This window comes from Paraburkholderia fungorum (assembly GCF_046027215.1).
Taxonomy (GTDB): Bacteria; Pseudomonadota; Gammaproteobacteria; order Burkholderiales; family Burkholderiaceae; genus Paraburkholderia; species Paraburkholderia fungorum_D.
The window spans coordinates 1,895,323-1,909,213 of the sequence record NZ_JAQQEN010000002.1; the positions used below are offsets into that span (position 1 = coordinate 1,895,323).

At 61.7% G+C, this 13,891-nt stretch carries 10 protein-coding genes and 2 pseudogenes; 5 read left to right on the top strand and 7 right to left on the bottom strand.

Features of this window, described 5'->3' with window-relative positions:
- Nucleotides 1-23: 23 nt before the first annotated feature.
- The 3 genes from PQR27_RS29010 to PQR27_RS29020 all read right to left on the bottom strand — a co-directional run bounded on the left by PQR27_RS29010 (nt 24) and on the right by PQR27_RS29020 (nt 3,220).
- On the bottom strand, nt 24-1,787 hold the full coding sequence (locus tag PQR27_RS29010; RefSeq protein WP_408527027.1) for a thiamine pyrophosphate-binding protein: 1,764 nt from the start codon (nt 1,785-1,787) through the stop codon (nt 24-26).
- Nucleotides 1,788-2,298: 511 nt separating this feature from the next.
- The gene (locus PQR27_RS29015) at nt 2,299-3,018 is read right to left on the bottom strand and encodes a GntR family transcriptional regulator (RefSeq protein WP_408527028.1); all 720 of its coding nucleotides are present in this window, start codon (nt 3,016-3,018) and stop codon (nt 2,299-2,301) included.
- A complete protein-coding gene (locus PQR27_RS29020; RefSeq protein WP_408527029.1) occupies nt 2,996-3,220 on the bottom strand; it encodes a hypothetical protein in 225 nt (74 codons plus the stop codon). Before PQR27_RS29020 ends, PQR27_RS29015 begins: the two co-directional genes overlap by 23 nt.
- 546 nt (nt 3,221-3,766) lie before the next feature.
- On the opposite strand from PQR27_RS29020, the gene PQR27_RS29025 reads away from it, so the two are divergent.
- Nucleotides 3,767-5,170 (top strand): L-lactate MFS transporter, encoded by a 1,404-nt coding sequence (locus PQR27_RS29025; protein WP_408527030.1) that lies wholly within the window; start codon nt 3,767-3,769, stop codon nt 5,168-5,170.
- Between the two features lie 10 nt (nt 5,171-5,180).
- The gene (locus PQR27_RS29030) at nt 5,181-5,309 is read left to right on the top strand and encodes an MFS transporter small subunit (RefSeq protein ID WP_408527031.1); all 129 of its coding nucleotides are present in this window, start codon (nt 5,181-5,183) and stop codon (nt 5,307-5,309) included.
- A 97-nt stretch (nt 5,310-5,406) separates the two neighbouring features.
- Here the strand turns inward: PQR27_RS29030 and PQR27_RS29035 are convergent, their stop codons facing one another.
- From PQR27_RS29035 to PQR27_RS29050, 4 genes are all read right to left on the bottom strand, one after another.
- On the bottom strand, nt 5,407-8,226 hold the full coding sequence (locus PQR27_RS29035; protein ID WP_408527032.1) for a YadA-like family protein: 2,820 nt from the start codon (nt 8,224-8,226) through the stop codon (nt 5,407-5,409).
- 495 nt (nt 8,227-8,721) lie between these two features.
- Complete coding sequence (locus tag PQR27_RS29040) at nt 8,722-9,942, bottom strand: sensor histidine kinase (protein ID WP_408527033.1); 1,221 nt, start codon at nt 9,940-9,942, stop codon at nt 8,722-8,724.
- A 280-nt stretch (nt 9,943-10,222) separates the two neighbouring features.
- Entirely contained in the window at nt 10,223-10,648 is a 426-nt protein-coding gene (locus PQR27_RS29045) for a DUF3830 family protein (RefSeq protein WP_408527034.1), read from the bottom strand.
- A 603-nt stretch (nt 10,649-11,251) separates the two neighbouring features.
- Nucleotides 11,252-12,163 carry a helix-turn-helix domain-containing protein gene (locus tag PQR27_RS29050; protein WP_408527035.1) on the bottom strand — a complete coding sequence of 304 codons (912 nt, stop codon included), beginning with the start codon at nt 12,161-12,163 and terminating at the stop codon, nt 11,252-11,254.
- A 178-nt stretch (nt 12,164-12,341) separates the two neighbouring features.
- Here PQR27_RS29050 and PQR27_RS29055 point away from each other — a divergent pair, with 178 nt between their 5' ends.
- From PQR27_RS29055 to PQR27_RS29065, 3 genes and pseudogenes are all read left to right on the top strand, one after another.
- On the top strand, nt 12,342-13,343 hold the full coding sequence (locus tag PQR27_RS29055; protein ID WP_408527036.1) for a helix-turn-helix transcriptional regulator: 1,002 nt from the start codon (nt 12,342-12,344) through the stop codon (nt 13,341-13,343).
- Nucleotides 13,344-13,394: 51 nt separating this feature from the next.
- Nucleotides 13,395-13,622: pseudogene (locus PQR27_RS29060) on the top strand (3,4-dihydroxy-2-butanone-4-phosphate synthase); the annotation flags it as partial.
- Between the two features lie 28 nt (nt 13,623-13,650).
- A pseudogene (locus PQR27_RS29065) lies at nt 13,651-13,863 on the top strand (SDR family NAD(P)-dependent oxidoreductase); the annotation flags it as partial.
- Nucleotides 13,864-13,891 lie beyond the last annotated feature (28 nt).

Below are 13,891 nucleotides of genomic sequence, written 5' to 3' on the forward strand. Positions count from 1 at the left end.
AGATGATTGTTGAAGAACGCGATTTACTTGTACATGGTCTGGTTTTTCGTACCCGGCGCATATTCGCGCGGGTCGACCCAGATATTGACGATCGCCGAGCGGCCAGTGCGATGAATCGCTTCACGAGCGCGTTGCAAGGCACCGGCGATCTGCGCCGGATCACGCACTTCTTCGCCGTGACCGCCCAGCATTTCAGCGAACTTGCTGAACGGCACGTCGCTCAGCAAATTGCCGACGTTGCCGCGCTCCTCGCCATACTTCGCGAGCTGGCCGTAGCGGATCTGGTTCATCGCCGAGTTGTTGCCGATCACCGCGAGATACGGCGCGCCGAACCGGTTAGCAGTTTCCATATCGAACGCGGTCATGCCGAATGAGCCGTCACCGTAGTAGCACAGCACTTCCTTGTGCGGATGCGCGAGCTTGGCGGCGAGCGCGAATCCAGTGCCCACGCCGAGTGAGCCGAGCGCGCCCGGATCCATCCACTGGCCCGGACGGCGCGGCCGCACCGCTTGCGCGGAAATCGTCACGACGTCGCCGCCATCGCCGATGTAGACGGTGTCGTCGGCGAGGAATTCGTTGAGTTCGTATGCCACGCGATACGGATGAATCGGCGTGCTGTTTGACTTGAACAGCGGCATCAGCTTTTCCGTCGCGGTGACTTCGGCGTCCTGCAACTGCGCCATCCATTTGCGGCGCGCCTGGCGCTTGTCGTCTTTCAGACGGCCACTCGCCGCCTGCAGCACCGCGGCGAGAATCGCACCCGGATCGCCGACCAGCCCGAGATCGATATCGCGGTTCTTGCCCACCGTGCGATAGTCCATGTCGATCTGCACCAGTGTCAGTTCGCGGCTGATGCGCTTGCCGTAACCCATGCGGAAGTCGAACGGCGTGCCGACCACGATCAGCACATCGGCATTGGCAAATGCCTGCGAACGCGTGCGGTCGAAGTGATGCGGATCGCCCGGCGGCAGGAGCCCGCGGCTCGCGCCGTTGAAGTAGCCGGGAATGTCGAGGCCGCGCAGCAGCGCAACCGCTTCTTCATGACCGCGCGCGGTCCACACCTGCTGACCATAGAGAATCGCCGGGCGCTCCGAATTGACGAGGATGTCCGCGAGTTTCTCGATATCGCGCGGGTCGCCAATCGATTTGGTCGACGCACGATAGTGACCGGGTTGCGGCACCACCGCGCGCGTCAGTTCCACTTCGCGGTCGAGCACGTCGCGCGGAATTTCCAGGTAAGCCGGACCAGGCGCGCCGATGAAACACTCGCGCGCCGCCATCGAAATCATGTCCGCGACCCGTTCGGTGCTCGACACGCTGGCCGCGAACTTGGTGATCGGCGCCATGATGTCCACGTGCGGCAGGTCCTGCAGCGAGCCCATCTTGTGCTGCGTGAGCGCGCCTTGTCCGCCGATATGGAGGATCGGACTTTCCGAACGGAACGCCGTCGCGATTCCCGTCACGGCATTCGTGCAACCAGGCCCGGCGGTCGTCACCACGCAGCCCAGCTTGCCGGTCTGCCGTGCGTAGCCGTCTGCCGCGTGCGCCGCGACCTGCTCATGACGCACGTCGATAATGCGGATCCCTTCGTCCACGCAGCCATCGTAGATATCGATGATGTGGCCGCCGCACAGCGTGAAGATCGTGTCGACCCCTTCGTTTTTCAGCGCCTTCGCAACCAGATGGCCGCCCGAGACGACGCCGGCGTTGCGGGTCTTCTGCTTGAGCGTGTCTTCGGCTGTCGTACTGCCCGTGGCTGGATTCAGGGATGAAACAACTACAGACATGGTCGTCTCCTGGTCAATCGGTTATGCAACGGTTCTCGACGGACGCGCCCACTTCGATGACACCGCCACCGCGGAAGTCTGGTTGGCCTTGGTACATACCGTATGTGATATATCACATTCAATCAAGATCAATTTAGCGATGCGCCTGCATTGAGATCTCTGCCCGAAAAGCTTATCTGCTATGGATTTGAGTGAAAGAAGCCGTTCACAAGCGCTAAAAGCGAGGGAAAACACCGATCTCCGTTTTTAGCTTGGCACGTTTGATATATCACATACTATATTTTTAAGACCGTCAAGCGCGGTTTATCCCGCACTCGCCATTCCTGAAGGACGCGTGTTCGGAGACACCGATAGTGGGGTTATTGCAGGCGCGAGCGCGGCGATGCTGGCGGCGCTGCGGTAAGCGGTTGCGGTTGCGCTCGTGATCGCGATCACGTAATGAGCGGGCAAAAAAAAGCCTGCGGGGATGAACACACCGCAGGCTCTTCCATCTGCAACTCAGCGCAAACGCTCAATCCAGAAAATCGCAATTCGCCTCGACGAACGCGGCGAGGTCCAGCGAATGCTGGCGCGTTAGCCGCTCGGCCAGTTCGGTATCGCGTTGCTCCAGTGCCTCGATGATGCGCAGGTGATCGACGATGGAGCGCGACGCGCGGTCGCTCTGCGAAATCGTCATGCGACGAATGGCTCGCACGTGGATAAATATGTTCTTGATCGTGTCGAGAATGATCTGCGACTTCGACAATTCGACAATCGCCTGGTGAAACGCGATGTTGGCGTCCGAGTATTCGGCGATGTGTTCAGCAGGCGTGGCGTCGCGGAAATTGTCGAACATGTGCCGCAAGCGGGCGATTTCCTCGTCCGTGGCATGCAGCGTAGCCAGGCGCGCCGCCATGCTTTCCAGCGCGGCCCACATCTGGATCATTTCGACAATTTCGCGCTTGCTCTTGCGCACGATATAAATGCCGCGGCGCGGCACCATGCGCAGAAAACCTTCCTGTTCGAGCAGCGTCATCGCCTCGCGCACCGGCGTACGGCTCACGCCGAGCGATTCGCTCAGCACGCGTTCGTCGAGGCGGATTTCTTCGCGGCTCTGATAGATGTCCGCGTCGGCAATGGCCTGGCGGAGCATTGCATACGCCTGGTCGCGCAAACTCGCGCTGGCGCCGATCGGCTGCAACGTCAACGTCAACGGTGTGGCCACTGCTTCAGTTTGAAGTTCTGACGACATTCATCGCCTCTGGTTGAACATGCGCACGATACGGCACCGCCGCTGCAACCGCGCCGTTCTGCTCGCCCAGACCGACGAAGCGGCCATGTTGCGCTGCAAGCTGTGCAGCCGGCAGCGGAATCCAGCGGGTCAGCAGAACGGTGGCGGCCGAGCCCAGACCTACCACAGCGACGGCAAGCAGGGAGAGAGGAACGAATTCCATGTGCAACTCCGAATGATTGAGTGAACAGAGGGCTCAATCATATGCTGCAATGCCGCATTAATCAATATTCCGTATGTAGTATATCAGTGACTGTTGTTTTTGAGACCTTTTGAGACCACATGCTCACGGTAGCACGGGCGCGTCGCGGACGCCTCTCCTACTCGCCCAAACAGGACAAAGCGGACTGGCGCAGCGAAAGCCACCGCCGACCGGCGTCGCTCTGTGCTCACCTTTTTGCCAGTTCGGGCCTTCCCGTTTGGCTCAAGCCGGTACTCCCTACCGTGCATTTGCGGTGCGCCGCCGCAATTGGACGCATTACAGCGTGATTTCACCAGGCTAATGCCTTATGCATTTACATCTCATATTGCAAAGGCAAACTGCGCACCCTATCGTTCGACGGAGCGGCGTTTATCAACAAATTGCGAATGTCATATGAAATAGAAAAGCATATATCAGACGTATCTTTTCCGTCTGACCATTACGCCGCGGTACTCAAGCATTTCTGTTCAACGCCGATAACAAAGAAATCGTCTCCGGAGACCGACCATGAGCAGCATCACTGAGCCGAGCGGGAATTCAGGCTCCGCGCCATTCTTTTCCAAGCAGGCCACCGTTGCGAAACCGGGTTTTTCGCGCTGGATGGTACCGCCCGCAGCCCTCGCCGTGCACCTGTGTATCGGCCAGGCCTATGCCTTCTCCGTGTTCAACGGCCCGCTGACCAAAGTCATCGGGATTACGCAATCGGGTCCCGACGACTGGTCGCTAACCTCGCTCGGCTGGATCTTCTCGCTGGCGATCGTCTTCCTCGGTTTGTCGGCGGCATTCGCCGGCAAGTGGCTCGAGCATGTCGGCCCACGCCGCACCATGTTCACCGCGGCATGCTGCTTCGGCGGCGGTTTTCTGGTTTCCGCGCTCGGCGTCTATCTGCATCAGATCGTGCTGCTCTATCTCGGTTACGGCGTGATCGGCGGGATCGGACTCGGCCTTGGCTACGTCTCACCGGTGTCGACGCTGATCCGCTGGTTCCCGGATCGCCGCGGCATGGCGACGGGGATGGCGATCATGGGCTTCGGCGGCGGCGCGATGATCGCCGCGCCGCTTTCCGTGGCATTGATGAACCACTTCCGCAGCGCGACCAGCATCGGCGTGGCCGAGACCTTTGTCGTGCTCGGCATCGCCTACTTCATCTCGATGTCGATCGGCGCACTCGCGATCCGCGTGCCGCCCGCCGACTGGAAGCCGGCCGGCTGGACGCCGCCCGCGACCGGCCAGAAGAAGATGATTTCGCGCAACCACGTGCACATCGACCAGGCGCTGAAGACACCGCAGTTCTATCTGATCTGGCTCGTGCTGTTCCTGAACGTGACGGCCGGCATCGGCATTCTCGGCCAGGCCTCGGTGATGATCCAGGAGAGTTTCAAGGACACCGTCACGGCGGCTGCGGCGGCGGGCTTTGTCGGCTTGCTGTCGCTGTTCAACATGGGCGGCCGTTTCATATGGGCGTCGGCTTCGGACTGGATCGGCCGCAAGAACACCTACTTCATCTTCTTCGCGCTGGGCGCCGTGCTGTACTACCTCGTGCCCGGCTTTGCCGCTTCCGGCCAGATCGCGCTGTTCGTGCTTGCGTACTGCGTGATTCTGTCGATGTACGGCGGCGGCTTCGCTACCGTGCCCGCCTATCTCGCGGACATGTTCGGCACGGCGTTCGTGGGTGGCATTCACGGCCGCCTGCTGACCGCATGGGCCGCGGCGGGCGTCGCCGGGCCGGTGCTGGTGAACTACATCCGGGCGTATGAAGTCGCGCACGGCGTGGCAAAAGCAGACGCCTACACAATGACGATTCACATCATGGTCGTGCTGCTGGTAATCGGCTTCGTCTGCAACCTGCTGGTCAAGCATGTGAACGACAGGCACCACATGACTGACGCACAACTCGCCAAAGGCGCTTAAGGAGATCCGCATGTCGACCGTTCAGGCAGTGCACCCGACCAACAAGGCCAAACTCGCGGTCTTCTGGCTGTATGTGACGATTCCGCTGGCATGGGGCGTGGTCAATACGCTCTCGCAAGCGATGAAGCTGTTCAAGTAAGCGCAGACCCGCACCCCGCACCGTCTGGCGTGCGGGGTGGGCCAGTTGCCTGTCTACGCGCGCGAACGGCGCGCGCGCTCACCACCTTCCTGCCGGGCTACCACTGATACGCCGCGCCGGCGCCGACCGTTGTCGCTGCCGAACTGATGCCGGCGCCGAGCTTCACCTTCAGGCTCTGCGTCACACGCGCCGACAAGCCGACCGCCACCGCCTGGTACCCCTTGTAGCCCGCCGTGCCGATGCCGATCGCGAGGTTCTTGTTCGCATCGACTTCCGGCACCATCGTCAAGGCGATCGCCGACGCTGTTCCCGAGTAAGCATTGCGCTGCAGATCGCTTATGCCGCCCTGGAACTGCTGCATGTTGACGGCGTCGCCGGGTGCCTGCCCAGGCGCCACGTTGGTGATACGGCGCTCATTGCCGGCCGACCCGATCGACACGGTGTTCGCCTGATCAGCCACGGAGCCTTCGCCGATCGCGACCGAGTTTGTCGCACCCGCCTTCGCCCCGCCGCCGATCGCCACGGACTGATTGCCGTTCGCCTGCGCCGCATTGCCCGCGCTATTGACAGCCACATAGGCACTGCCGGTGACCTGGTTGTTCCGCACCGTCTGATTGAGGTTGCCGATCAACTGATTGGTGTTCCAGAGTTGCGCACCGGTAACAGCATCGCTGCTGCTCGCGGATACTTCGCCCTCCTGCAGATTGGTAAGCGTGACCTTTGGCGTATTGGCCGCCGTGCCCCCGAGTGTGACCTTGTTGTGCGCCGAACTGTCGTATTGAACCGCATTCGCCACCGATCCGCTGATATTGCCGATGGTGGTTTGCAAGCCCGCGATGTCGCTGGTGTTCTGCGTCACGCGGCCGTCCAGATTGGTAATCGCGCTGCCGACGTTGTTCACAACCGTGCCGCCCACGCTATACGAGGGCGCGCTCACCGAGCCGTCCGGATTGACGGTCGAACCGCCACCGAGCGCGACCGCCGTGCTGGCCGCGTGCGCGTATAGCTGTGAACCGTTGATCGCATCCGTGCTGGCGGCCTGTACCGCGCCCGACGCCACGCCGGTGACCACGCGGTTGCCGCCTGTGCCAGCCAGGTTGATCAGTTTGCCGTCCGTCGTTGCGCCGACATTGATGATGCGCGACACCGGATCTTGCGTCACGATGCCGATGCCGCCGGTTTCCATGTTCTGCTGCAACGTGGTGAGACCGCTGTCGAGCGAGCCGAGCGCGTCGCCTACGGTGGTTTGCGTGCCGCCCTGCAGGTGATACGTGGGGCCGGTCACCGAACCGTCGGCATTGACCTGCGCGCCGCCGCCGAGTGCGGCGACCATCGGTTTGAGCTGGCTGAGATTGACGGCGGAGGTGTCGGCGGTGGCCGCCGCCACGCCGGTCAACTCGCGTGCGCCGCTGGTGCCGGTGAAATCGACGCTGGCACCGTCGGTGTTTTTGGCGACCGTGAGATTGCGCGATGTCGGGTCCTGTTGGACCAGACCGATCTCACCGTTGGTGATCTGATTGGTGATATTGGTGACGTCCCCTTCGATCGTCGTGGTGCGGGCGTCGAGGTGGGTGATCTGCGTGGTGTTGTCCGTGACGCGTTGGTCGAGGTTGGTGATGCTGCTGGTGTTGGTGGCGATGTCGGCGGTGTTTTGAGCCACAGCCTCATTGGTCGCGAATAGTTGCGAGCCATTGACAGCATCGAGGCTGTTGGCCGAAAGCGTGCCGCCCTGCACATTGGTGACCCGAACCGGCGCCCCTGCGTTGCCCAGTGTCACCGTGTCGTGGGCGCTCGAATCATATTGGACCGCGTCCGCTGCGACTTCTTCGCCTTTGACAGCCAAGGCGGAAAGCGCCGTACCGACGTCGTTATAGGTTTTCCCGCCGATCTGATAGGCGGGCATCGAGATCGTCCCGTTCGCCGCCACGCCAGCGCCGCCGCCGATCGCGGCCGTCGCGCCTTTCAACTGTGTGATATTGACCGCATCGTTGTTCTGCGTGCCCGCTGCAACGTTGACTAGCTGACGCCGCGCAGCGCTGTTGCCTATCGAGACTACGTCAGGGCGCTCGGCCAGGGAGCCCGCACCCAGCGCGACGGAACCCGCTGCGCTGGCGCTGGCGCCTGAGCCGATAGCCATCGCCCTGGTGGCTGCCGTTGATATGAATGCGTTGCTGCCCAGCGCAACCGAATCTTCGGCATTGGTCTGTACGTTCGTGCCAATCGCCAATGCGTTGACGTTCTGCACTCTCGCCAGGTAGCCAATCGCCACGCCGTTGTCAGCAAAATTATTCGTGGTCGCGGCTGCTCCGACCACCGTTGCATTCACCGCCAAAGCCGCGGCGCCCGAACCAACCGCCGTAGAACTGTTTAGCGATGCCGCCGAGCTTGCCCCGACCGCCAGCGAGCCATCGCCTATCGCCGTCGCTCCGACGCCGACTGCCATGGCATTCTCGCCATACAACGCAGTCGTTGTGAGACCCGGAGTAATGACCGGGCTAACAGCGATGTACTGGGTAAGAGGTACGTCGTCGGTCAAAGCGGTTGATTGCGCAGTCAGCGTCCTGGCACCGCTCCCCGCAGACGCAAGCTGGCGCGAAAGACCAGCTAGCAGAGCGGCTGCAGACGCGTCAGGTGCATTCGTGATTGCGTTGAGCTGTTTGCCTGCTACGCTGGCGTTCAGCGTGGCACCTGCAAGCGCCGTCCCGCTCGGGAACACACAGGATTTGTCGTTCAATCCACATTCTGCCGCGCTCGCAGGCAACGAAAACGCCAATGCACCCAACAACCCGGCACTGGCGGCCACCAGCATTGTGCGGGCCGACGCCTCGTTCGGCCCACGGCTGCGCGCGACTTCGGATGCCGCAGTGTAAGCACAAGTTGTTGTGTTCCAAACCGCCTTATAAGTCTTGTTCAACATTCCTCCCAGTCTTTTTATCGAAAGCCAATTACCAAGATTTTTTCTAAGATATCCTAAGCATTTAACGTAAATGTTGAGAAACCTAAGAATGCATCGCGCTGTCGCTCGACCAGCACACGAAGGCACCAGTTTGCCGCCATCTAACGAAATGGCTGCAACACATGTGTATCTCGAACCGCGAAAAACTCACGATGCATCGCGCTTTCACCTGGCCAACTCACGCGAAGCCCTACTTTGCCACTGGCTTACAAGACGGCAAATGCGAAAACTCTTAAAAGCCATTTTTTAGCTTGAAATAGTACAAACGACATAGCCCGTTTAGGACGAAATGTGCCAAACATCTCAAATCATGCGAGATCTTTTAGGACATTCTTAGGACACATGCTTAGTACCTCTTAGGTTTCAGAGGCATGTGTTAAGCCAACGGCAATGAAATACGAGTGACATGCATCGAGGGAGAGAAATCGACAGGCCGGATTGATGTTGCCGACCGAACTAGACCTGCTGAATTGACAAGCGCAGCGGAAATGTAATCACGAAGATCGTCCCCTCGCCTTCCTGCGAGTCGAAGCGGATCTCGCCGCCCAGCAGCCGGCACAACTCCTTGACGATCGCAAGGCCAAGACCGGCGCCGGGAATATCGTCGTCGGTGGCGCGCTCGAACTCCTTGAACACGCGCTCGCGGTCCGCCGCGGAGATGCCGACGCCGGTGTCGGACACCCGCAAGCGCCAGTGCGCATGATCCGCCGATGACATTGCCAACCCGATCTGCCCGGCCTTGGTGTACTTCGCCGCGTTGGTCAGAAGGTTGAGCGCCACCTGCTTGAGTTTCAGGCGGTTGGACAATACGGCGCCCAGTTCGTCGTCGAAGGCGGTCTCGAGGCGCAGGCCCTTGGCTTCGATCGCCGGTCCGCAGGAGGCGACCAGTTCGTCGAACAGATCACGCAAAGAAAACTCCTCGAGCGCTAGCGGGCTCTCGTCGCCGAGTACGACCGAGTATTCGACCAGTTCGTCGACCAGCGTTTTCATATCCGCCGCCTGACGGTTCGCCAGCGCGAGCGCGGTTTCGATCCTGGCCGGCGCGCGGCTTATCAGTTGCAGCGCCATCGAGAACACATTGAGGAAGTTGCGCAGATCGTGCACGACGCTGCGCGTGATCTGCATGCGCGACTCGTACAGATCGCCGACCAGCCTTTGCTTGAGCGTCAGCTCATGATTGGCGCGCTCAAGCCGCCCGGTGTAATCGTCGATCTTCCGGTCCCGCTCGCTGACGACTTCACGGATCGACGTCAGCGTGACAAAGCTGACTGCTTCGTCGATGAAATACCGCGCCCGCTCCTCATGGCGCCGCGTGAAAGACGGCCGCGCCTCACTGAATTCGACAATCGCCCCGGTCAGCATCTGGCGAAACAGATCGAGTTCGCGCACCAGTTCGTCGATCCGGTAGCCCTGCTTCCAGCGCAGCTTGCCGTGCAACCGAGCGTCCCGCTTGATCGCCGGTTCGGCCTGGTCGAGATCCTGGTTCTCCAGCACGCTGCAGATCTCATCGAGGATGTTCGGGATGTGATCGGCGAGCTGTTCGTACGTGAGCCGGTCGGACTCGGTCAATTCGGCGTCATGAAACACGGCCTTCATCCAGCGTTCGGTCAATTCGACCTGCTGCTGGCGCAAGTGCGCAGCAAAAGCGGGCAGCGGCCGTACGTGCGAGTCCGTCATGTGGGCGACCTGACGCCGCAGGGCGGCGCAATGGAGGTATGTCGCGCCCTGCTCAACGCGACTGGAATGAACTGCAAACCGGGCACAGCACGCAGAATACTGGCGTGTCAGCCGTCCCGGTTCCTCCAGTATGCTTGATTTACGCCGCGGAAATTAACCAGGGTTAGGACGTGTTCTCGACCGATAACGCGACGGCACGAGGCGGCACGCGGCCGACCCCGCCCGCCATTCCGGGCCACGCGTGCGCCGCCCACCGCACGCGAGAGCGCCGCACAAGCGCCTAGATCTTCTCGAACAGCACGTCCTGCGCGCCTTCCCACAGCACCTTGGTACCAAGTTCGCGCAGCTTCTCCTTGCCTTCGACGATCGTCAGGAAGTGATTGCCCGCCAGTTGCCCCATCTTGCTCGCGAAGCAGCAGGAGCCGTACGCGAGAATGATCTCGGTCTCGCTGTAGCCGCCCGGGTAGAACAGGATGTCGCCCACCGAAGGATGACTGGTGTGATTCTCAAAGCCGACCGCGGCGCCGTTGTTTTCGAGTTTGAAGTCGCCGAGCGGCACCCAGCAGCCCTCGCCACTCCAGCGCACATGAATGATCTTCTGGCGATAGGGCAGCAGCTTCAGGAAGGCGGCCACGGTTTGCGGCGCGTCGGGATGGGTTTCGGCGGTCAGGACGTGGCCGCAGCACGTGATTCGAAGTCGGGTCATCGCTAGGTATCCGGTGTGAATGGGTGAAGGGAATGGTCGGTCAGGGGCCGGCTGGGGCAAGGCTATCGGCAGGCCATTCTGTCGGCCGATGCAAGGCTTCGACAGATACAATTGCCATACATCTGGTCAGGCCAGTTAGTCCAGTTGCAATGCGAGGCCACTTTCACCTGAACCTGCGCGGGCTGTTTTCGGCCGCTCCCCACTGCCTCAAACCCTTGCCAGATTGCCGTGTATGGCCGATGTAGCTGATCACGCGCCTCACCCCACGTTGAACCTGGCGAGGCTAAAACGGCAGGAAAAATGCATCGCGGCCGTGCCATGCCAGGTCTTACCATGCTGTCGCCACGAAAGTTCGTAGTTTGCAAGCCGCGCAATGCGCAGCACACTGCCAAAACTGCATGATTCCCGCTATGGCGACGCACCGGATCTTATCCCCGGTGATCAACCCCAGCCGGCCGCGATATGACACGCGGCGTCGCGGCACAGCATATGCGCCCGACCCGGGCCGACGCCAACGGGCACTCATGTGCCGTCAATCGCCGGCCGCCGCTCAGGCGCGACCTGCTGACCAGCCCGCGACTATCCTGCCGCGCAATCCGTATCTCAGCCGCGCAACCGGTAGGCGAGCGGCGTCACGCCGTAGCCTCGCTTGAACTGCACGGAGAAATGACTGGCGTTCTCGAAACCAACCGCAAGCGCGATATGCAGCACCGTCTGATCCGTGGCGCGCAGCAGTCTCGCTGCTTCCTCGAGCCGCAAGCGCGTCACGAATTGATGCGGCGTCTCGCCCGTCTCATGGCGAAACACGCGGGCAAAGTGAAAACTGCTGAGTCCGGCGTGCGTGGCCAGTTCGCTGATTGCCAGATCGGCGGCGAGATTGGCGCGGATGTAGTCCGTCACGCGGCGGATCCGGCGCGGCACCAGCCGTTCAGGCCGCGCCAGCACGCCGGCCGTGCCGCTCTGGCCGCGCGAGTAGTGCTGTAACAGATGGGCGGCCAGCGCATGCGCCAGCGCATCGACATAGAGGCGCGAGTCGGCGGGGTCGCCTGCTGCGCGGTGCAATGCACCAAGCATCGCCGCGATCAGTGGATCGTGCAGCCGCATCGCATTGCCGAGCGAGAGTTCGCGTGAGCCGCCAAGCTCCATCTGGTCGGCCACGCTGTCGATCAGGCTGCGCTCGAGATGCAGGTGAACGGTCGACAAAGGCTCGTCGCTGATCGAATGCCAGCGCCAGGAGATCGGCGCCGGCGGCACGAACCAGACGTCGCCCATCCGCAGGTCGGCGCTCTCCCAGCGCCCGTTCAGGTTGCGCTCGAGGTGTTCAGCGCCGCTGCCGAGGGTCATCAGCGTGACGTCCTGCAGTCCGGGCGTCTCCAGCAGTGCCTGCTCGGCGGGTTCGAGATAGGAGCGCAGCACCAGGTGCCGCCACGGGCGATCCACGCTCGACACCAGTTTCTGGCCCGCGAGGTAGCGGTCGTAGGCGAGTGTCGTTGTCAGCTTTGGAATTCTGGCCATCGCGTCTCTTCCTGGGAGGTCACGTATGCAAATGAGTCAACCTGCCGCACGCGCAGCGCTGCGGTCAGCGCAAGATCTCAAAAATGATAGCAAGGAACCGGCTACCGTAATTTTTGGAAATAGCTAATCATTCAGGTTCTCGTCTTTCACGCGTTTTGAACGCCGGAGCTACCGTTTCATGGAACACGAATGCGATACGCTGCCGCACTGGCTGACGGGCTCGCCGCAAGGTGAAGCCGGTCACGCGTCGGCAGCTCACAACTCAGCGGTTACTGCACAGACGGCTTACCAGGCCGGCGCGCGGCAACCCGCGAAATCAGCCCACGCGGCTGAAGCATCGATCGCCTCAACCCGGTCGGCATCAGGCGTGGCGCCGGCCGGTTTCCTGACCCTCTTCACTGAGGAGGAGATCGGCACGCCCTCGCCGGCCGCGCGGCGAGCCGCGCCGGTGATCAGTCCGCTGGTGCGTTTTGGCAGCGCGCAGGACCGCATCGAGTTCGTGCGGCGGCGCATCAAGCAGCTCGGCTTCGACTCGTTCAGCTATACCGCCACACGCACCACGGCGCACCACAAGACGATGTTCGTGCTGACGAGCTACGAGTCGCAGAGCTGGCTGACGCGCTATTTCCGCGAGCGCTACTTCGAGCTCGATCCGCGCGTCACGCTGGCCTCGCCGACCGGTCTGCCGTTCCTCTGGAATACGGCCGACATGCGCGCCAACCTGCCGCGCGCACAGATGCGCAGCGAGCGCCTGGCCAGTCTGATCGACATGCTGGAAGTGACCGGCCGCAAAAGCGGGATTCTCACGCTGATGCCGCTGCCCGAGCCGGAACTGAGCGCGAGCCTGTGCTTCAACTCGGAGATCGGCAACCCGCGCTGGATGACTGAATCTATCGTGGCCGAAACGCTGATGTTCGCGCACACGATCCACGAATTCATCTGGACCCACGCGAAAAGCGTGATCGGCATTGCGCCCGCGCAGCGACAGCGCGTCACGCTGAGCGACTTGCAGCACGCGGTGTTGAGGGCGGTCGTGCAGGGACAGCGCGACAAGGAAATCGCCTACTTCCTCGGGCTGTCGCCGCATAACGTCGATTACCACTTGCGCCGCTTGCGGCAGTTGTTCAACGTGCGCAATCGCGTGCAGCTGATCAACGTCGCTCAGGCGTACGTGTCCTGATCAACGAGGGTGAAAAAGTAGCCGCTGCCGGGCGTCCGTGTGACGCCCGGCATGATCATTCTGGTCGACGAGGATGATCGCGAGAACGAAGGCGATCTGCTGATCGCCGCCGATCATGTGAGGCCGGAAGCGATCAATTTCATGGCGCGCTTTGGCCGGGGCCTCGTCTGTCTGACGCTGAGCGCCGAGCATTGCGCACGCCTGAAGCTCGCGCCGATGGCGCAGGAAAACGGCACCCAATATGGCACGGCGTTTACGGTGAGTATCGAGGCCGCGCAGCTGTTATATGCACGGCGCGGCCTAGGGCTTCAGCGAACTGGCGGAAACACCTCAATTCACCGGACGGCTGATCGACGCGCTGTATCGCGATCCGCGACGGATGCAGAAGTCGGGCATGGTGCGGGTCGGCGCGGAGGTGGCGCATGAATACGGCATCGCCGAACTCGACGGCCGCCAGCCGCCTTCGCATCGCGAGGCGTTGGGCGGTCCGGTGCAGGCGCATCCTGCCATCGTCGCCTGATAGCTCGATAGCCCGATACATCATGGTG

Bases quoted from the DNA above. Each gene is read 5' to 3' on its own strand.
- PQR27_RS29010 (WP_408527027.1), bottom strand. From the start codon at position 1,787: ATGTCTGTAGTTGTTTCATCCCTGAATCCAGCCACGGGCAGTACGACA.
- PQR27_RS29015 (WP_408527028.1), bottom strand. From the start codon at position 3,018: ATGTCGTCAGAACTTCAAACTGAAGCAGTGGCCACACCGTTGACGTTG.
- PQR27_RS29020 (WP_408527029.1), bottom strand. From the start codon at position 3,220: ATGGAATTCGTTCCTCTCTCCCTGCTTGCCGTCGCTGTGGTAGGTCTG.
- PQR27_RS29025 (WP_408527030.1), top strand. From the start codon at position 3,767: ATGAGCAGCATCACTGAGCCGAGCGGGAATTCAGGCTCCGCGCCATTC.
- PQR27_RS29030 (WP_408527031.1), top strand. From the start codon at position 5,181: ATGTCGACCGTTCAGGCAGTGCACCCGACCAACAAGGCCAAACTCGCG.
- PQR27_RS29035 (WP_408527032.1), bottom strand. From the start codon at position 8,226: ATGTTGAACAAGACTTATAAGGCGGTTTGGAACACAACAACTTGTGCT.
- PQR27_RS29040 (WP_408527033.1), bottom strand. From the start codon at position 9,942: ATGACGGACTCGCACGTACGGCCGCTGCCCGCTTTTGCTGCGCACTTG.
- PQR27_RS29045 (WP_408527034.1), bottom strand. From the start codon at position 10,648: ATGACCCGACTTCGAATCACGTGCTGCGGCCACGTCCTGACCGCCGAA.
- PQR27_RS29050 (WP_408527035.1), bottom strand. From the start codon at position 12,163: ATGGCCAGAATTCCAAAGCTGACAACGACACTCGCCTACGACCGCTAC.
- PQR27_RS29055 (WP_408527036.1), top strand. From the start codon at position 12,342: ATGGAACACGAATGCGATACGCTGCCGCACTGGCTGACGGGCTCGCCG.